This window comes from Caulobacter radicis, from assembly GCF_003094615.1.
Classification (GTDB): Bacteria; Pseudomonadota; Alphaproteobacteria; order Caulobacterales; family Caulobacteraceae; genus Caulobacter; species Caulobacter radicis.
The window spans coordinates 46,440-63,075 of the sequence record NZ_QDKO01000024.1; the positions used below are offsets into that span (position 1 = coordinate 46,440).

The 16,636-nt window shown below is 68.7% G+C and carries 17 protein-coding genes, 1 tRNA gene and 1 pseudogene; 16 read left to right on the forward strand and 3 right to left on the reverse strand.

The features are described from left to right. The first annotated feature begins 18 nt into the window (after positions 1–18). On the forward strand, positions 19–339 hold the full coding sequence (locus tag DDF62_RS15295; RefSeq protein WP_058349561.1) for a heavy metal-binding domain-containing protein: 321 nt from the start codon (positions 19–21) through the stop codon (positions 337–339). After that, the gene (locus DDF62_RS15300) at positions 339–917 is read left to right on the forward strand and encodes a type 1 glutamine amidotransferase family protein (RefSeq protein ID WP_116489895.1); all 579 of its coding nucleotides are present in this window, start codon (positions 339–341) and stop codon (positions 915–917) included. The genes DDF62_RS15295 and DDF62_RS15300 overlap by 1 nt, the downstream gene beginning before the upstream one ends. 102 nt (positions 918–1,019) lie before the next feature. Here DDF62_RS15300 and DDF62_RS15305 read toward each other — a convergent pair whose 3' ends face one another. Further along, positions 1,020–1,478 carry a GlcG/HbpS family heme-binding protein gene (locus tag DDF62_RS15305; protein ID WP_116489896.1) on the reverse strand — a complete coding sequence of 153 codons (459 nt, stop codon included), beginning with the start codon at positions 1,476–1,478 and terminating at the stop codon, positions 1,020–1,022. Further along, a complete protein-coding gene (locus DDF62_RS15310) occupies positions 1,475–5,263 on the reverse strand; it encodes a LamG-like jellyroll fold domain-containing protein (protein WP_116489897.1) in 3,789 nt (1,262 codons plus the stop codon). Before DDF62_RS15310 ends, DDF62_RS15305 begins: the two co-directional genes overlap by 4 nt. A 293-nt stretch (positions 5,264–5,556) precedes the next feature. Here DDF62_RS15310 and DDF62_RS15315 point away from each other — a divergent pair, with 293 nt between their 5' ends. The 4 genes and pseudogenes from DDF62_RS15315 to DDF62_RS26675 all read left to right on the forward strand — a co-directional run. Continuing rightward, complete coding sequence (locus DDF62_RS15315; RefSeq protein ID WP_116489898.1) at positions 5,557–7,530, forward strand: acetyl-CoA carboxylase biotin carboxylase subunit; 1,974 nt, start codon at positions 5,557–5,559, stop codon at positions 7,528–7,530. A 45-nt stretch (positions 7,531–7,575) separates the two neighbouring features. After that, positions 7,576–7,998, forward strand: a complete 423-nt coding sequence (locus DDF62_RS15320) for a DUF805 domain-containing protein (RefSeq protein WP_116489899.1) — start codon at positions 7,576–7,578, stop codon at positions 7,996–7,998. A 76-nt stretch (positions 7,999–8,074) separates the two neighbouring features. Next, positions 8,075–8,479 (forward strand): DUF805 domain-containing protein, encoded by a 405-nt coding sequence (locus DDF62_RS15325; RefSeq protein WP_101719462.1) that lies wholly within the window; start codon positions 8,075–8,077, stop codon positions 8,477–8,479. Next, positions 8,476–8,590 (forward strand): annotated as a pseudogene (locus tag DDF62_RS26675) (hypothetical protein); the annotation flags it as partial. The gene DDF62_RS15325 and the pseudogene DDF62_RS26675, both read left to right, overlap by 4 nt. 4 nt (positions 8,591–8,594) lie before the next feature. Here the strand turns inward: DDF62_RS26675 and lipB are convergent. Beyond that, positions 8,595–9,320, reverse strand: coding sequence for a lipoyl(octanoyl) transferase LipB (gene lipB / locus DDF62_RS15330; RefSeq protein WP_116489900.1), 726 nt, complete (start codon positions 9,318–9,320; stop codon positions 8,595–8,597). Between the two features lie 12 nt (positions 9,321–9,332). Between lipB and DDF62_RS15335 the strand changes: the two genes are divergently transcribed. The 10 genes from DDF62_RS15335 to DDF62_RS15380 all read left to right on the forward strand — a co-directional run bounded on the left by DDF62_RS15335 (position 9,333) and on the right by DDF62_RS15380 (position 16,405). Continuing rightward, positions 9,333–9,647: a FliM/FliN family flagellar motor switch protein gene (locus tag DDF62_RS15335; protein ID WP_101719464.1), complete on the forward strand. Its 315-nt coding sequence runs from the start codon at positions 9,333–9,335 to the stop codon at positions 9,645–9,647. Positions 9,648–9,731: 84 nt separating this feature from the next. After that, positions 9,732–9,816, forward strand: a tRNA-Leu gene (locus DDF62_RS15340). 165 nt (positions 9,817–9,981) lie between these two features. Continuing rightward, on the forward strand, positions 9,982–11,424 hold the full coding sequence (gene mgtE, locus DDF62_RS15345; protein WP_116489901.1) for a magnesium transporter: 1,443 nt from the start codon (positions 9,982–9,984) through the stop codon (positions 11,422–11,424). A 111-nt stretch (positions 11,425–11,535) separates the two neighbouring features. Then, on the forward strand, positions 11,536–12,804 hold the full coding sequence (gene spmX / locus DDF62_RS15350; RefSeq protein ID WP_116489902.1) for a lysozyme-family localization factor SpmX: 1,269 nt from the start codon (positions 11,536–11,538) through the stop codon (positions 12,802–12,804). 111 nt (positions 12,805–12,915) lie between these two features. Further along, the gene (locus DDF62_RS15355) at positions 12,916–14,076 is read left to right on the forward strand and encodes an isovaleryl-CoA dehydrogenase (RefSeq protein WP_116489903.1); all 1,161 of its coding nucleotides are present in this window, start codon (positions 12,916–12,918) and stop codon (positions 14,074–14,076) included. A gap of 380 nt (positions 14,077–14,456) precedes the next feature. Continuing rightward, positions 14,457–14,780: an ArsR/SmtB family transcription factor gene (locus tag DDF62_RS15360; protein WP_116489904.1), complete on the forward strand. Its 324-nt coding sequence runs from the start codon at positions 14,457–14,459 to the stop codon at positions 14,778–14,780. Then, positions 14,777–15,196 carry an SRPBCC family protein gene (locus DDF62_RS15365; RefSeq protein WP_116489905.1) on the forward strand — a complete coding sequence of 140 codons (420 nt, stop codon included), beginning with the start codon at positions 14,777–14,779 and terminating at the stop codon, positions 15,194–15,196. Before DDF62_RS15360 ends, DDF62_RS15365 begins: the two co-directional genes overlap by 4 nt. Positions 15,197–15,321: 125 nt before the next feature. Continuing rightward, a complete protein-coding gene (locus DDF62_RS15370; protein ID WP_116489906.1) occupies positions 15,322–15,528 on the forward strand; it encodes a hypothetical protein in 207 nt (68 codons plus the stop codon). A 3-nt stretch (positions 15,529–15,531) separates the two neighbouring features. Then, complete coding sequence (locus tag DDF62_RS15375; protein ID WP_116489907.1) at positions 15,532–15,966, forward strand: DUF1801 domain-containing protein; 435 nt, start codon at positions 15,532–15,534, stop codon at positions 15,964–15,966. A gap of 13 nt (positions 15,967–15,979) precedes the next feature. After that, the gene (locus tag DDF62_RS15380; RefSeq protein ID WP_116489908.1) at positions 15,980–16,405 is read left to right on the forward strand and encodes a DUF1801 domain-containing protein; all 426 of its coding nucleotides are present in this window, start codon (positions 15,980–15,982) and stop codon (positions 16,403–16,405) included. The last annotated feature ends 231 nt before the right edge of the window (positions 16,406–16,636 follow it).

The window sequence follows — 16,636 nt, forward strand, 5'->3', positions numbered from 1 at the left end:
TCAAGGGACGGGAACCGCATGATCACCTCGACCACTCCGTACGTCGCCGAGCGCGAGACCGTGGCCACCCTGGGCGTCGTCTCGGGCGAGGCGATCATCGGCGCGCACATCTTCCGCGACCTGTTCGCCGGCATCACCAACATCATCGGCGGCCGCGCCGGCGGCTACGAGAAGGCCCTGCGCGAGGCGCGCGACATCGCCCTGCAGGAAATGATCGACGAGGCCCGCCGCCAGGGCGCCGACGCCGTGGTGGGCGTGGATCTCGACTACGAGGCCCTCGGCGCCGACAACGGCATGCTGATGGTCACCGCCGCCGGCACCGCCGTGAAGCTGCGCTGATGACGATCGCCGTCGCCTTCCTCCAGCCGGGCTGGGCCGACTGGGAAGCCGGTCCCGTGCTGGCCTCCTTGCGTGAATATTTCGGCGTCCAGATCGAGATCGCCACCCCAAGCGGTGATCCGGAGACCTCGATCGGCGGGATCCTGGCCGCCGCCGACTACCGGTTCGACGATCCGGTGCTGTCGGACGCCGACGCCTATCTGCTGATCGGTTCGGACGCCTGGCAGGGTTACGAGAACGACGCGGTGTTCAGCCTGCTGCGTCAGGCCCACGCCGACGGCAAGATCGTCGCCGGCATCTGCGGCGCGACCATCGCCCTGGCCAAGGCCGGCCTCCTGGCGGGCAAGGCCCACACCTCCAACGGCAAGGACTGGCTGGCCGAGCAGGCTCCGGGCTACGCCGGCGCCGAGGGCTATGTCGAAAGCCCCCGAGCGGTGGTCGACGGCCGGATCGTCACCGCCGCCGGCTCGGCCCCGGTCACCTTCTCGGCCGAGGTCACCCGGCTGATCGCGCCCGAGGCTTCGGAGCGCCTCGACGGCTACGTGGCGATGTTCGCCCGCGAGTTCGGCGAGGGCTGAGGCCTGCGTCACCCTCGTCCTTCGACGGGCTCAGGATGAGGGTGATTGCCGAGGCAGGTTTGAGTTCCTCATCCTGAGCTTGTCGAAGGACGAGGAACTCATTCACTTCACCGCCGCCGCGCCCGCCCGGGCCAGGACGCCGTCCTGCTCGGGCGTGGCGCCGGCCACCCCGACCGCCCCGACGATCCTGCCCTCGACCATCAAGAGCTCGCCGCCCTCGATGGCCAGGGCGCCGTTGGAGATGGCGTTGAGGTTGCCGCCCTTGACCGCGTCCTGGAACGCCTTGGTCGGCCGGCGATAGGCCGTGGCGGTCTCGGCCTTGCGGCGCGAGACCTCGGGAGCCGAGTACGAGGCCCCGTCCATCTTCCAGACCAGCACCGGCTGCCCGTTCGGCTCGACCACCGTGATGGTCACGGCCACGCCGGTCTTCAGGGCCTCGGCCTCGGCGGCGGCGGCCACGGCCTTGGCCTCCCTCAGCGTGACGTTGCGGCCGTAGGGCTCGGCCGCCCAGGCGGTGGAGGCCGCCAGCAGGCCGGCGGCGATCAGTGCGATACGGATCATGGCAGCTTCACCTCGTCGTTGAGGGCGGTGATCTGCGGCTGGTCGCTGACGATGCGCAGCCGCAGTTCCGACGGCTTGGCGCCGGCCGGGATCTTCAGGCGGGCGGTGTGGACCTTGGGCAGCAGGTCCTTCGGCGCGGCCAGGGCCGGCACGGCGGCGCTGGCCAGCACCTTGCCCGAGCCGTCGACCAGCTCCAGCTTCGAGGCCGTCGCGTCCTGGGCGCCCAGGCTGTGCACCTTGGCCGTGATCGTCGAGCCCTTCACGCTCACGTCGCCGCGGCCGACGCCCAGGTCGGCGCGCTGGGCGGGATCGTCGCCCGGCGTCGCCAGGGCTATGTCGATGATCGTGGTCTGGCCCGGTTGCAGCACGACGGTCACGCCCTTGGTGCGCTCGAAGGCGACCTGCCGCGTCTCGCCCGCGCCGTCGATCGCGTCGTCGCCGGTGGTGTCGACGCCTTGCGTCAGCGTCCACTGGCCCGGCGCGACCATCCAGCCGGTCATGGTCGCGCTCACCGGCTTGTCCGACAGGTTGTAGGCCACGACCTTGAAGCCCTTGGCCGTCCCGTCCTTGACCAGGATCGCCACGTCCTCGCCTTTCGTCCCGTTCTCGAAGCGCCAGCTGACCAGGTGGCCCGGCGTCATCTGGCCGCGCTTGTTGGCGATGCCGCCCAAGCGCGAGCGTTGCAGCACGTCGGACGGGATCTCCACCCGGTCCGACCACCAGTGGCCCTCGGTGTGCATGTACATGTGCTGGTCGGCCCACTGGATCTCGTCGGCATAGGCCTTTTCGAGCCAGGTCTTGTCGCCGGTCAGGCTCCAGGCGGCGAAGCGTTCCATGGCCCCGCCCTTGGCGGCCGACTTGACGATGGCGTCCTTGTTGGCGTCGCCCAGGTTCAGCATCGACAGGGCGTTGTCGTTGAGATCGTTCAGCGACTTGACCCCATTCTTGCCGATCCGCCACTGGATCGGGGCCAGGTACTTGGCCTCGCCCGTCCAGCGCCAGGCCTGCCAGAAGATCTGGAACGGCCCGCCCGCGCCCGAGCCTTGCAGCACCGTGCCGCCGCGCTCGGCGTCGGTGCGCCAGTTGATTTCGTTGGGATAGGAGCCGTCCGGCTTCACGTGCGCCAGGTAGCCGTCAGCCAGGCCCAGCACGATGTCGCGGGCGGTCTGGTCGCGGTTGTAGTCGCCGATCAGGATCGCCGGGTGCACGACGCCGAACGAGTAGGGCTTCTGCCACTCCCACGGGCCTTCGCGATACGAGATCGAGCCGCTGTACCAGTTGGTGTTGAAGTGGACGTGGCCGGCCAGATTACGATCGATGATCCCCGGCAGGGCCTTGACCGTCGTGAACAGCCGCTCGACGGCCAGCGGATCGCCGTAGTCGAGATACATCGCCTCGCTGTTGGAGTTGATGCCCTCCTCGTAGGCGTGCAGCTCGTCGGTGGCGATGGTCGACAGGCCGTTCGTGAACATGCCGTTGCGGTAGACCGCGTCGGTCAGCAGGTTCAGCGAGCCCTTCACCTTGTCGGGATCGACGCCCATCAAGGCCAGGCCTGGCCACTGTTGCAGCAGGTCGGTGTCGTCCGACAGGCCGCCGCCGAAGTCGCCGTAGGGGACCTGGCGCTCGTCGATCCACCAGTTGATGAACCTGGCCACCCGCTTAAGGTCTTCGGTCTGCCGGAAGGCCCACAGCGGGACGCCCGCGGGCGCCTTGGGCTGCTCGAAGGCCGGCCAGCCCTGGCTGCCATAGGTGATGTCGCCCCAGTATTCGCGGCCTTCCTTGTGGTCGGGATCCACGCGCAACAGGTCGGAGATGTCGGCATAGAGGCGGCGATAGAGCCCCTGGCGCTTGGAGGTGGTGTGCTCCTCCACCAGGAAGGCCCAGTTGTCCTTCACCTGGTTGAAGCGGTCGGCCACGTGCTCGGCCTTGGCCTCCTCGCGGGCCTTGAACACCAGCCGCACCTTGGCGCCGTCCATGGCCCTGGGTCCGAACTCGGCGCTGTCGGCGGCGATGGTCAGGTACAGGCTGTCGGCGGTGAGGATCCGGTCGCGCAGGTCCAGCCACAGGGTGCGCGCCTGCCCGGCCTTCACCGAGACCGACACGTCGATCATGTTGCGGCCCGGCCAGATCGGGTCCTTGACCTGGATGTTCAGCGGGATCGTGGTCCCGGTCGCGCCGGGCAGGGCGGGGATGTCCAGCGCGATGCCGTCCAGGCCGTCGCGGGCGTTCTCCCAGCCATAGGCCCAGTTGCGGGCCAGGGCTTGCGCGGCCGGGGCGTCGCCGAAGCCCGACGGGATCATCACGTGGACGATCGGCAGGCCTTTGGCCGTCAGGTCGGCGGCTGGGCGCTTGCGCTGCGGGGCCGCGTCGGGGATCGCCACCACCGTCGCCCGCTCGCCGGCCGGGAAGCGCCCGGCGACATAGGCGTTGAGGTCGGAGAGGTTCAGGTAGTCCGGCGCCACGTCGGCGCGGACCGTGTAGCTCATCTTGAAGACGCCCTCCGGCTCCTTGCCGGGGGCGACGTCATAGGCCCAGATCTCCTGGATCGGGGTTTCCTGGTCGGTGTTGGTGAAGGTCAGCACCCCGCCCTTCAGCGGCTGGGCCAGGGTGGTCACCGAGCGGTAGAGGCCCTTGGGCCGCACGCCGATCTTCGTCCCCTTGTCGCCCGGCTTCGCCGCCCAGGTCAGGTCGCCATAGGCGCTGCCCTGGATCTCCAGGCGGCTGATCGGCTCGTCGGGCAGGGCCAGGGTCAGGGCCTTGCCGCCCTCGACATAGGTGTTCCAGTCCGGCAGCGGGAAGTAGTCGTCGCGGCCTTCCAGGCGAGAGCGGTTGTAGACGCCGGGCCAGGTGGTCTCGGGGATGCCGTCGTTGGCCCGCCACATCCATTCCTTGATGTCCTTGGCGTCGGTGAACTCGACCTTGCGGATGCGGGTGGCCGGATCGGCCAGCAGCGGCGGGGCCTCGCCCGTCCAGCCATGGCGCAGGCGCCAGGCCGCGCGCGTGGCCGGATCCTCCAGCGTCGCCACCGGCGCGGCGGCGGCGGCAGCCTCGTTGCGGGCCAGGGCGGCGACGCCGGCGGCGTCCAGCGCGCGGTCGTAGACGCGGATCTCGTCCAGGTCGCCGCCGCGCAGGAAGTTGTAGCGGCTCTGCACCTGGTGCGGGGCGATCACCCGGCCGGCGATGCCGAATTGATCCAGGCCCGCGTCATAGACCCGCTTGGCTTCCTTCTTCGCCACGGGCTTGCCGTCGACGAACAGCTGCACGCCGGTCTGCTCGTCCCAGGTGAAGGCCAGGTGCGTCCAGGCGTCGGCGGCGGGCGGCTTGTCCAGCTTGAACGAGACGCGGGTGCGGGCCAGGCCGTTGTCGGTGACGAAGGCGTCGAAGCCGTGGCCGTTCCAGTCGATGCGCAGGAACGCCATGTCCCAGCTGGTGTGATCGGCGTAGCCGACGCGGAAGATCACGAACGGCGCGACGCCGACGGGGTAACCAGAGCGCCAGAAGAACGACAGCGTGCCGCGCTGGGCCTGGATGTTGCCGGGCGCGTTCCAGGCCAGGATGCCGTCGTCCTGGGCCGACAGGGCGGGGCCGGCCTTGCCGGTGGGGATCACCGCCACCTTGTCGGCGAAGTTGGGGATCGCGTCGCCGGCCGCATGGTCGGCCTTCAGGCCCTTGTCGCCGGAGACGTGGAAGAGGAGGGCGGGTTCGGGCGGTCCCGCGGCGGCCGCTGCACTGGCGGCGGTGAGAACCGAGAAGGCCGAGGCCAGAAAAAGCGCCTGCTTCACCACGCGTCACTCCCTAGTCGTTCTTATTGGAAACCGGTGTCATGGTTCCTGCGACGCTTTTAGCGCGAGCGGCCCGCGTTGCAAACCGGCCTTGGCCTGATACGCCTAGGGGAGGGCGTCGGAGGCGCGAGATGCTCCCCCTGAAGGGGGAGCTGTCGCGAAGCGACTGAGGGGGAAGTGATCACGGCGCCAGCAGCCGCTTCCACCTCAGCAGGTGCTTCCCCCTCCGGCCCTCCGGGCCACCTCCCCCTTCAGGGGGAGGATCTAGAAAGACAGATCACCAAGGGACGGACCGCATGTTCACGAAGATCCTGATCGCCAACCGGGGCGAGATCGCGGTGCGGGTGATCAAGACGTGCCGTCGGCTGGGGATCGCCACGGTGGTGGTCTATTCGGACGCCGACGCCGACAGCCTGGCGGTGGAGATGGCCGACGAGGCCGTGCACATCGGGGCGTCTCCGGCCGCGCAGTCCTACCTGGTCGCCGACAAGATCATCGAGGCCTGCAAGCAGACCGGCGCCCAGGCGGTGCATCCCGGCTTCGGCTTCCTGTCCGAGAAGGCCGAGTTCGCCCAGAGGTGCGCCGACGAGGGCATCGTCTTCATCGGCCCCAACCCCGGCGCGATCAGCGCCATGGGCGACAAGATCGAGAGCAAGAAGTTCGCCGCCGCGGCGGGCGTCTCCTGCGTGCCGGGCCATATCGGCGAAATCGCCGATGTCGCCGAGGCGCTGAAAGTCTCCGAGACCATCGGCTATCCGGTGATGATCAAGGCCAGCGCCGGCGGCGGCGGCAAGGGCATCCGGGTGGCCTGGAGCCGCCAGGACGTCGAGGAGGGCTTCCCGGCCGTGCGGGCCGAGGCCGCCGGGGCGTTCGGCGACGACCGCATCTTCATCGAGAAGTTCATCGAGAGCCCGCGCCACATCGAGATCCAGGTGCTGGGCGACAAGCACGGCAATGTCGTCCACCTGTTCGAGCGCGAATGCTCGATCCAGCGGCGAAACCAGAAGGTCATCGAGGAGGCGCCCAGCCCGCTGCTCGATCCCGAAACCCGGGCGGCCATGGGCGCCCAGGCCGTCGCCCTGGCCAAGGCGGTGAACTACGACAGCGCCGGCACCGTCGAGTTCGTCGCCGGCCAGGACAAGAGCTTCTACTTCCTGGAGATGAACACCCGCCTGCAGGTCGAGCATCCGGTCACCGAACTGATCACCGGCCTTGACCTCGTCGAGCAGATGATCCGCTCGGCGGCCGGCGAGCCGCTGGCCGTCGGCCAGGACGACCTCTCCATCAACGGCTGGGCGGTCGAGAGCCGGATCTATGCCGAGGATCCCTACCGCAAGTTCCTGCCCAGCATCGGCCGGCTGGTCCGCTACGCGCCGCCCGCCGAGGGCGAGAAGGGGGCGTACACCGTCCGCAACGACGCCGGGGTGCGCGAGGGCGACGAGATCTCGATGTTCTACGATCCGATGATCTCCAAGCTCTGCACCTGGGCCCCGACCCGTAACCAGGCGGTGGCCGGCATGGCCCGGGCGCTGGAGGACTTCCACATCGAGGGCCTGGGCCACAACGTGCCGTTCCTGGCCGCGGTGATGGATCAGGCGCGCTTCGTCTCCGGCAAGCTGGCCACCAGCTACATCAAGGACGAGTTCCCCGATGGGTTCTCGGGAACCCAAGCCACCGCCTTCCAGCACGACCTGCTGACCGCCGTCGGCTGCGCCATGCAGCGCATCGCGGCCCAGCGCCTGGGCCGCGCCCGGGCCGACTGGACCGTGGTCATCGGCCACGGCAAGCAGCGAGTGCATCTCTCCGGCGAGGGCCAGTCGCTGACCGTCGACCTGCTCGACGAGGGGCGCGCCCTCCAACTGACCGACATCGCCTGGCGGCCGGGCCTGCCGACCTTCCGCGGCGTGCTGGACGGAACCGCCTTCACCGCCGAGGTCGCTCCCGCGCCCGAGGGCTTCACCATCCGCCACCGCGCCGCCAAGGCCCGGGTACTGGTGCTGACCGCCCGCAGCGCCGAGCTGCACGACAAACTCCCGGCCAAGGCCCCGGCCGACACCTCCAAGCTCATCCTCTCGCCGATGCCCGGGCTCGTCGTCTCGATGGACGTCGAGGTCGGCCGCCAGGTCCGCGAGGGCGAGGTCGTCTGCGTCCTCGAGGCCATGAAGATGCAGAACATCCTGCGCGCCGAGCGCGACGCCGTCGTCAAGGCGGTCAACGCCAAGCCCGGCGACCCCGTCGCCGCCGACCAGGTCCTCGTGGAGTTCGAATGACGTCTGTGTTTAGGTCGCCGTCGAAATCAATCGGGGGATGATTCCGTGGACGTGAAGCACAAGCTGTTCGGCTTTTCCGGCCGTATCCGTCGGCTCGACTACTGGCTGCTGAGCATCGGGACGAACATCAGCATCGCCATCGTCGACAGCCTCCAGACGCTCGCGCTCAACGGCTGGGACATCAACGCCCTGGAAAACAGCGACAACCTCGCCAGCGGCGGGATCACGCTGGTGCTCAGCCTGCTGAACCTGTGGATCACCATCGCCCTGATGCTCAAGCGCTGCCACGACCGCGACAAGCGTTGGGGGTGGGTGGCGTTCTTCCTGCTGGTGCCGATCGTCGGCTGGATCTGGGGCTTCATCGAGCTGGGCTTCCTGGACGGCACGCAAGGCCGCAACCGCTTCGGGCCGTCGCCCAAAGGCATCGGCGGCAGCGAAGAGGACGACGTGGCCAAGGTTTTCGCCTGAGGGTGTGACCCGGCGGCGACTTCCGCTGGCGCTCGCCTGCGCCTAGGTTCCGCCCAGAAGAGTCGCGGAGCCTTAGATGAACGGTCGGATCGATTGGGCGGAGCTGTTCCTGTCCTCAACGGGCAGGCTGGCGCGCGCGCCGTTCCTGATCGCCTCGGCCGTGCTGATCGGCGTGGCGGTGCTGTACGAGGCCATCGCGGGCGACGTGCTGCGGCTGCTGACCGGGTGGCTGGTCTATACGGCCCTGTTCTACAGCGGCGCCTGCGTGCTTTCGAAGCGCCTGCACGATCGCGGCCGTTCGGGCTGGTGGGCGGCGCTGGTGCTGGTGGCCCTGGTCGCCGTCTGGCCGACCCCGCAGCACTTCCTCGACTTCGTGTTCGCCCTGGTGATCGTCTGGGCGATCGTCGAACTGGGCGTCATGGGCGGAGAGCAGGGGGCCAACCGCTACGGCCAGCCGCCCCTCAAGGCTCCGGCCATCTGAAGCGCCCTGCGTCCTTCGAGGCTCGCCTTCGGCTCGCACCTCAGGATGAGGACGCTATTGCACTGACTTCCTCATCCTGAGGCGCCCGCGCAGCGGGCCTCGAAGGACGCACCGCCTAGATCGGCGCCTGCGCCTCCTCGACCGCGCCGAACACCTTGCGGAAGCTGGCCTTCAGCGCCTCGTCGGCCTCGTCCAGCGTCACCGGCAGGCCAAGGTCGACTAGGCTGGTGACCCCGTGCTCGACCTGGCCGCAGGGCACGATCCCCGAAAAGTGCGACAGGTCCGGCTCCACGTTCAGGCTGATCCCGTGGAAGCTGACCCAGCGGCGCAGCTTGACGCCGATGGCGGCGATCTTGTCCTCGCGCGACCAGCCGGGGCCCTTGCGCTCGACCCAGACGCCCACGCGCCCGTCGCGCATCTCGCCGGTGACGTTGAAGGCGGAGAGGGCGTCGATGATCCAGGCTTCGAGCGCCGCGACGAAAGCCCGCACGTCGCGCCCGCGCCGGGTCAGGTCCAGCATCACATAGGCCACCCGCTGGCCGGGGCCGTGATAGGTGAACTGGCCGCCCCGGGCGCTCTCGAACACCGGAAAACGCTCGGGTTCCAGCAGGTCGGCGGTCTTGGCCGAGACGCCGGCGGTGTAGAGCGGCGGATGCTCCAGAAGCCAGATCAGCTCGCCCGCCGCGCCGTCGGCGATGGCGGCGGCGCGGGCCTCCATGGCGGCAACGGCTGCCGGGTAGGGCACGTAGCCGGTCGAAACCGCCCACCCCGCCGGCGCCCCGTCTGGGCGCGACAAATCGGGAAGGCCTTTATCTTCAAGGTTTAACGGGCGATCAAGCATGCGGCCTTAGTCTTGCATGAGCCGGGGCGCGGTCATCCCGCCGCTCGGCAACTTCAGTTCCAGGGGCCTTACTTCGTGAGCCAGGTCAACGCCGTCAATGTCGAGATCTCGGTTCTGCTCGGCCGGTCGATCCTGCCGATGCAGCAACTGCTGCGCATGGGCCGTGGCGCGGTGATCCCGCTGGACGCCAAGACCAACGACGAGGTCTGGATCCTGGCCAACAACCACCCGATCGCCCGCGGCGAGATCCAGATCAACGACGATCGCATCGCCATCCAGGTGACCGGCCCGGCCGACGTCTACGACTACATGGCCGGCGGCGCCTGAAGTTCCCTGTGGGTTCTTCGAGATAATCCAACTCTCCTCTTCCCAAAGCCGATTCAGTTTGCTACCTGCCGCGCCTCACCACGAGCGGTCGTGGCGGAATTGGTAGACGCGCAGCGTTGAGGTCGCTGTGGGGCAACCCGTGGAAGTTCGAGTCTTCTCGACCGCACCAGGTGAACTTGCGTAGAGCGCGGCAGGCTTCGGTTTCCGAATCGCCTTCCGCGCTCTAACCATTTTTCGGCCAAGGTTTGGGGCAACCGCCCGCCGAGCTTCGGCTTTCAATCATTCGGATCACGCGCGCGCAGCTTAAGTCTCGCCTAAAGTTCAGGAGGTCCCCATGACCCGGGAAACAGCCGACCTGAGCGAAGACGCGCGCCACGCCCTGTCCATTCCCGAGCCGGAAGTCGTCGAGGATCTCGAGGACCTAGCGCTCGGCGACGACTACGCCCTCAAGCCCGACTATGTGGAGATGGTGGTCGACGCGGCCGATCGCGGCGACACCGCGCGCCTGTCCGAGCTGGTGGGCGCGCTCGATCCCGCCGACGTCGCCGACCTGATGGGCTTTCTGTCGGCCGCCTATCGCGAGGAGGTCATCCCCGTCCTGGCGCCCCACGCCCTGGGCGAGATCATCGCCGAGCTCGAGGACAACATCCGCGAAGAGGTGCTGGAGGCGACTCCGTCGGTCACCCTGGCCCGGGCGCTGGAGGAGCTGGACACCGACGACGCCGCCGACGTCATCGACGACCTGGACGACACCAAGCGCTTCCAGGTTCTGGCGGCGATGGGCGAGACCGACCGGGCGGCCATCGAGACCACGCTGTCCTACGAGGACGAGACCGCCGGCCGCCTGATGCAGCGCGAGTTCCTGGCCGCGCCGCAGTTCTGGACCGTGGGCCACACGATCGAGCACGTGCGCCAGTCGGGCGACAGCCTGCCGGAGCTGTTCTTCGACGTCTATGTGGTCGACCCGTCGTACACGCCCGTCGGCGCCCTGCCGATCAGCCTGCTGCTGACCAGCAAGCTTGAGACCCCCCTGGCCGAGATCATGGAGCCGGTGACCGAGATCACCGTCGACATGGACCAGGAGGAGGTGGCCTACATCTTCGACAAGTATCACCTGATCAGCGCCCCGGTCGTCGAGCCGGGCGGGCGGCTGGTGGGGCAGATCACCGTCGACGACATCGTCGGCGTCATCCGCGAGGAGGCGCAGGAAGACATTCTCGCCCTCGCCAACGTGTCCGACGTCGGCCGCGACGCCAGCGTGGTCGAGATCGTGCGCTCGCGCCTGCCGTGGCTGCTGCTCAACCTCTTGACCGCGACCATCTCGGTCTCGGGGATCGCGCTGTTCCAGGCCGAGATCTCCAAGCTGGTAGCCCTGGCGGTGTTGATGCCGATCGTCTCGTCGCTGGGCGGCAACGCCGGCACCCAGACGCTGGCGGTGGCCGTGCGCGCGCTGTCGAGCAAGGAGCTGACCGCGGCCAACGCCACGCGCATCGTCACCCGCGAGCTGCTGGTCGGCGTCATGAACGGCCTGACCCTGGCCATCGTCATGGGGGCGGCGGTCTATGTCTTCTACGACAATCCCAAGCTGTCGCTGACAGTGGCCCTGGCCCTGGTGGTCAACATCTTCACCGCCGCCGTCGGCGGCATCCTGGCCCCGCTGGCCCTGGAGAAGATGGGCCGCGATCCGGCCGTGTCGTCGTCGATCTTCGTGACCTTCCTGACCGACTTCGCGGGCTTCTTCTCGGTGCTGCTGATCGCGGCGCTGCTGTTCAACTAGACCTGCCGAATTCTTTCCCCGGGACGGGAGAAACGACACCGAGCGGCGCCAGTCTTGCGCGGGACGAGGCGAGGGCATCCGCCCCTGTTTCAAATTGGGTCGTTTCTCGCGATGAAGCCGCGTCATCAGGTCTCCCGCGCCGCCGTCGATCTCATCAAGAGGTTCGAGGGCTATCGGCAGAAAGCCGCCCAGCTGCCCGACGGCCGCTGGACGATCGGCTACGGGCACACCCTGACCGCCCGGGGGGGCGCAACCGTCTCGGAACAGGACGCCGAGGCCCTGCTGCTCTACGACCTGATCACCGTGGCCCACGCGGTGAACGAGCACACCTACGCCCCGCTGAACCAGAACCAGTTCGACGCCCTGACCTGTTTCGCGTTCAACATCGGGACCGAGAACTTCATGCGCTCGGGCGTGCTGCGCCGGATCAACGAGGGCTCGCTGCTGCAGGCCGCCTGCGCCATGGAGATGTGGCGCAAGGCCGACTTCGAGGGCGAGCGGATCGTCATCGACGCCCTGGTGCGCCGCCGCGCGGCCGAGAAGACCCTGTTCCTGACCCCGCCCGACGGCCAGTGGGTGCCCGCGCCCAGCCCCGTGCTGCGGCCCAAGGTCGACTACGACGCCAGTTGCGCCGTTCCGAAACAGACCCCCGCCGCCGTCTCGGCCCGGCTGGAGGGCGACAAGGCCGTCGCCGAGCGCGAGGAAGGCCCCGCGCCCCTGACCCCGGCCGTCCCGGAAGAGGACGGCCCCAGCGCCAGCCAGCAGGCCGCCGCGGCCGTCAGCGCCCGCCTGGAAGCCATACTGGCCGACGAGCCGGTCGCTCGCCCGGTCGACAAGCCCGTGCAGGACCTGGCCATGCCGGAGCCGCCGGCTCCGGTGGCGGCCGCCGCGCCCGCGCCCGTGCTGCATGCGCCTGTCGAGCCCGCGCCGACCCTGGAGCCCTTCCGCCTGACGCCGGAAGAGCCGGTCCCGGCCCAGGCCCCGCTGTTCGTGCCCGATCCGCCGGCCGCGCCTGCCGCGCCGGTCCAGGTCGAGCCGACCCTGTTCGAGACCGCCCGCGAGCCGACCCGCTCGCCCTTCAATCTGGGCGGCTTCTCGACCAGCGGCGCCGAGGTCGACATCCAGACCCTGGACCTGCCGCTGAACCCGCCCGAGCAGCCGGTGTTCGGCAACGGCAGCCTGCTGGTCAGCCTGGGCCTGCTGGGCCTGGCCCTGTTCGGCGGCGGCGTGCTGTGGAACCTGTCGGTGGCCTCCGATCCGGGCCTGACGGCCGTGCGCATGTTCGGCTGGGGCGCCAGCGTCATCGGCGTCATCTGCTTCGCGGTCTCGGCCTATCTGCTGCTGCGCAAGCTGGGCGGCCCCGATCTCGACGAGGAATGATCGTCGAACGTCGTGGCTGAAAGGCCGGTCGGACCCCTGATCGCCGAAGAAAAGAGCATGAACGCCCGCCGGTCTCGTTGATCGGCGGGCGTTTGTGCTATGCCTGCGGGCATGACGCTGCAAACCGCACCCTCGATGGACTTCGCGCTCGGCGAGACGGCCGACGCGATTCGTGAAACCACGGCCCGCTTCGCCGCCGACAAGATCGCGCCGCTGGCGGCCCGGATCGACGAGACCAACGCCTTCCCGCGCGAGCTGTGGGTCCCGATGGGCGACCTTGGCCTGCACGGCATCACCGTCGAGGAGGAGTTCGGCGGCCTTGGCCTGGGCTATCTCGAGCACGTGGTGGCGATGGAGGAGATCTCCCGCGCCTCGGCTTCGGTGGGCCTGTCGTACGGCGCCCACTCCAACCTCTGCGTCAACCAGATCCGCCGCTGGGCGACCCCCGAACAGAAGACCCGCTATCTGCCGAAACTGATCAGCGGCGAGCACGTCGGCTCCCTGGCGATGAGCGAGGCCGGCGCCGGCTCGGACGTCGTCTCGATGAAGCTTCGCGCCGAGCAGGTCGGCGATCGCTACGTGTTGAACGGGACCAAGTTCTGGATCACCAACGCCCCGCACGCCGACGTGCTGGTGGTCTACGCCAAGACCGGCGAAGGCAGCCGCGGCATCACCGCCTTCCTCGTCGAGAAGGGCATGAAGGGCTTCAGCGTCTCGAAGAAGCTCGACAAGATGGGCATGCGCGGGTCCGACACCGCCGAGTTGGTGTTCGAGGACTGCGAGATCCCCGAGGAGAACGTCATGGGGCCGGTGGGCGGCGGCGTCGGGGTGCTGATGAGCGGCCTCGACTACGAGCGCGCCGTGCTCTCGGCCGGTCCCCTGGGCATCATGCAGGCCTGCCTCGACTACGTTCTGCCCTATGTGCGCGACCGCAAGCAGTTCGGCCAGGCGATCGGCTCGTTCCAGCTGATGCAGGGCAAGGTCGCCGACATGTACGTGGCCCTGAACTCGGCCCGCGCCTATGTCTACGCCGTGGCCCGCGCCTGCGACGCGGGCAAGACCACCCGCTTCGACGCCGCCGGCGCGATCCTGATGGCCAGCGAGAACGCCGTGAAGGTGTCGCTGGAAGCCATCCAGGCCCTGGGCGGCGCCGGCTACACCAGGGAATGGCCGGTCGAGCGCCTGCTGCGCGACGCCAAGCTCTACGACATCGGCGCCGGCACCAACGAAATCCGCCGCTACCTGATCGGCCGCGAGTTGATCGGGGCGTAGACAATGATCCTCCCCCTGTGGGGGAGGTGTCGCCGAAGGCGACGGAGGGGGGCGTTTTCAGCTTCAGCTTCCGGGGCGTCGACCGATTTCACACCCACTCCCCCCACCGATCGCTAACGCGATCGCCTCCCCCACAGGGGGAGGTTCGCTATCCAGATCCTCCCCCTGAAGGGGGAGGTGGCCCGGAGGGCCGGAGGGGGAAGTGTCTGATGAGTTTGGAGCGTCTGCTCGCGCCATAATCCCTTCCCCCTCAGTCGCTCCGCGACAGCTCCCCCTTCAGGGGGAGCATCTTGATGAACGGGCCGGCGGGTCGCTATTGACCAAATCATAACTCTCCGGTTATAGATATTGCATAACCCGTGAGTTATCAATATCCGCCCATGGAAACCCAGACCGACCTCCTGTTCCGCGCCCTGGCCGACCCCACCCGCCGGGCCCTGTTCGAGCGGCTGTGCCGCGAGGGCGAGCAGACGGTGGGGGCGTTGACGGCGACGGCGGGGGTGTCGCAGCCGGCGGTGTCCAAGCACCTGGCGGCCCTCAAGGCGGCCGGACTGGTCGCCGACCGGCACGAGGGGCGGCAGACCCACTACAGCCCGCATACGGCGGCCCTGGGACCGCTGGCGGACTGGACGAAAGAGATGGCGCGGTTCTGGGAGGGGCGGTTCGACGCCCTCGAGGATCTGCTGAGCAGGATGGACCAATGACCGATACGCGCACCGCCGTCGTCGAGCGGGAATTCTCGCATCCCCCGGAAAAGCTGTGGCGGGCCCTGACCCAGCCGCACCTGATCGAGGAGTGGCTGATGAAGAACGACTTCGCCCCCAAGATCGGCCACCGCTTCCAGCTGAAAGGCGAGTGGGGCGGCGTGCTGGACTGCGAGGTCCTGACGCTGGAGCCGGGCCGGGTGCTGGCCTACCGCTGGGACTTCGAGCACGAGGACCCGGCCTATGGCCTCAAGAGCATCGTCACCCTGACGCTGACGCCGACGGAAAGCGGCACGCACCTGCGCATGGAGCAGGCCGGTTTCCGCCCCGACCAGAAGCAGGCCTATGGCGGCGCCCACGCCGGCTGGAAGACCTTCTTCGACAAGCTGGACGGGCTGCTGGCGGGGGAAGGGTAGGGGGCGAAACCCTCGCCCTTCGACAGGCTCAGGGTGAGGGTTTTCAACCGCCGAGTCGGCCATGGTCCTCATCCTGAGCTTGTCGAAGGACGAGGACCACGCAACCACAACAAAGGGAGGACACCATGAGCGGCTTCATCCGCCAGGGCCATCGCTGGCTCTCCATCGCCTTCACCCTGGGCGTGCTGACCTACATCGTCGTGATGAGCACGCGCGGCCAGCCGGCGGCCTGGGTGGGCCTGCTGGCGCTGATCCCGTTGATCCTGCTGCTGGTCTCGGGGCTTTATCTGTTCGCGCTGCCCCATGTGCTGCGCTGGCGGAGGAAGGGCTGAGCCATGACGGGCGATACGGCGCCGGTGAAGCTGCTTTCGGGCGGCAATCCGCAGATCCCCAAGGGCGACGGCGACGGGCCCGTGCAGGCCTATATCGCCGCCATGCCGGGCTGGAAGCGCCAGGTGGGCGAGCGGATCGACGCCGTGGTCGCCCGCGAGGTTCCCGGCGTGCGCAAGGCGGTGAAGTGGAACTCGCCGTTCTACGGCGCGCCGGACGGCGAGGGCTGGTTCCTCAGCCTCCACTGCATGACCCGTTACGTGAAGGTGGCGTTCTTCAAGGGCGCGGCCCTGGAGCCGCCGCCGCCGGGGCCGTCGAAGCAGGCCAATGTCCGCTATCTCGACGTCTACGAGGACAGCCTGGGCGACGGGGGCTGGGACGAGGCCCGGTTCGCCGACTGGGTGCGCCAGGCCGCGGCCCTGCCTGGCGAGAAACTGTGAGGGAGGATCGAGCATGAAGGCGGGAGCCACCGGCGAGCCGCAAAGCGGCGTTGAAGCCGGCAAGCTGATCGACGAGCGCATCGCCTCGCTGGGCGACTGGCGCGGTGAGACCCTGGCCAGGGTGCGGGCCCTGATCCACGCGGCCGACCCCGACGTGCTGGAGGAGTGGAAGTGGCGTGGCACGCCGGTGTGGTCGCACGCCGGCATCGTCTGCACCGGCGAGACCTACAAGGCCTACGTCAAGCTGACCTTCGCCAAGGGGGCGTCGCTGCCCGATCCTGCGGGTCTGTTCAACTCCAGCCTGGACGGCAACACCCGCCGGGCGATCGACATCCACGAGGGCGCGGCGATCGACGAGGCGGCGCTGAGGGCGCTGTTCCTGGCCGGCGTGGCGCTGAACCTGAGCAAGAAGGGGAAGGCGAAAAACCCTCTCTCTTAAAACCCTCTCTCTTAGAGAGAGGGAGGGGCCCGCCGCGAAGCGGTGGGAGGGTGAGAGGTTTCAAAGTTCGCTGGTTTCACCTTCACCTCACGGCCGTCATCCCGGGCGGAACGCAGCGCAGACCCGGGACCCAGGGGCCGCCGCAATGCGTGCGGCGTCCATCGGGTGTTTGAGCCAAGCTTCGAGCCCGGTCGCCTGGGTCCCGGATAAGCCCTGCGGGCTTTCCGGGAT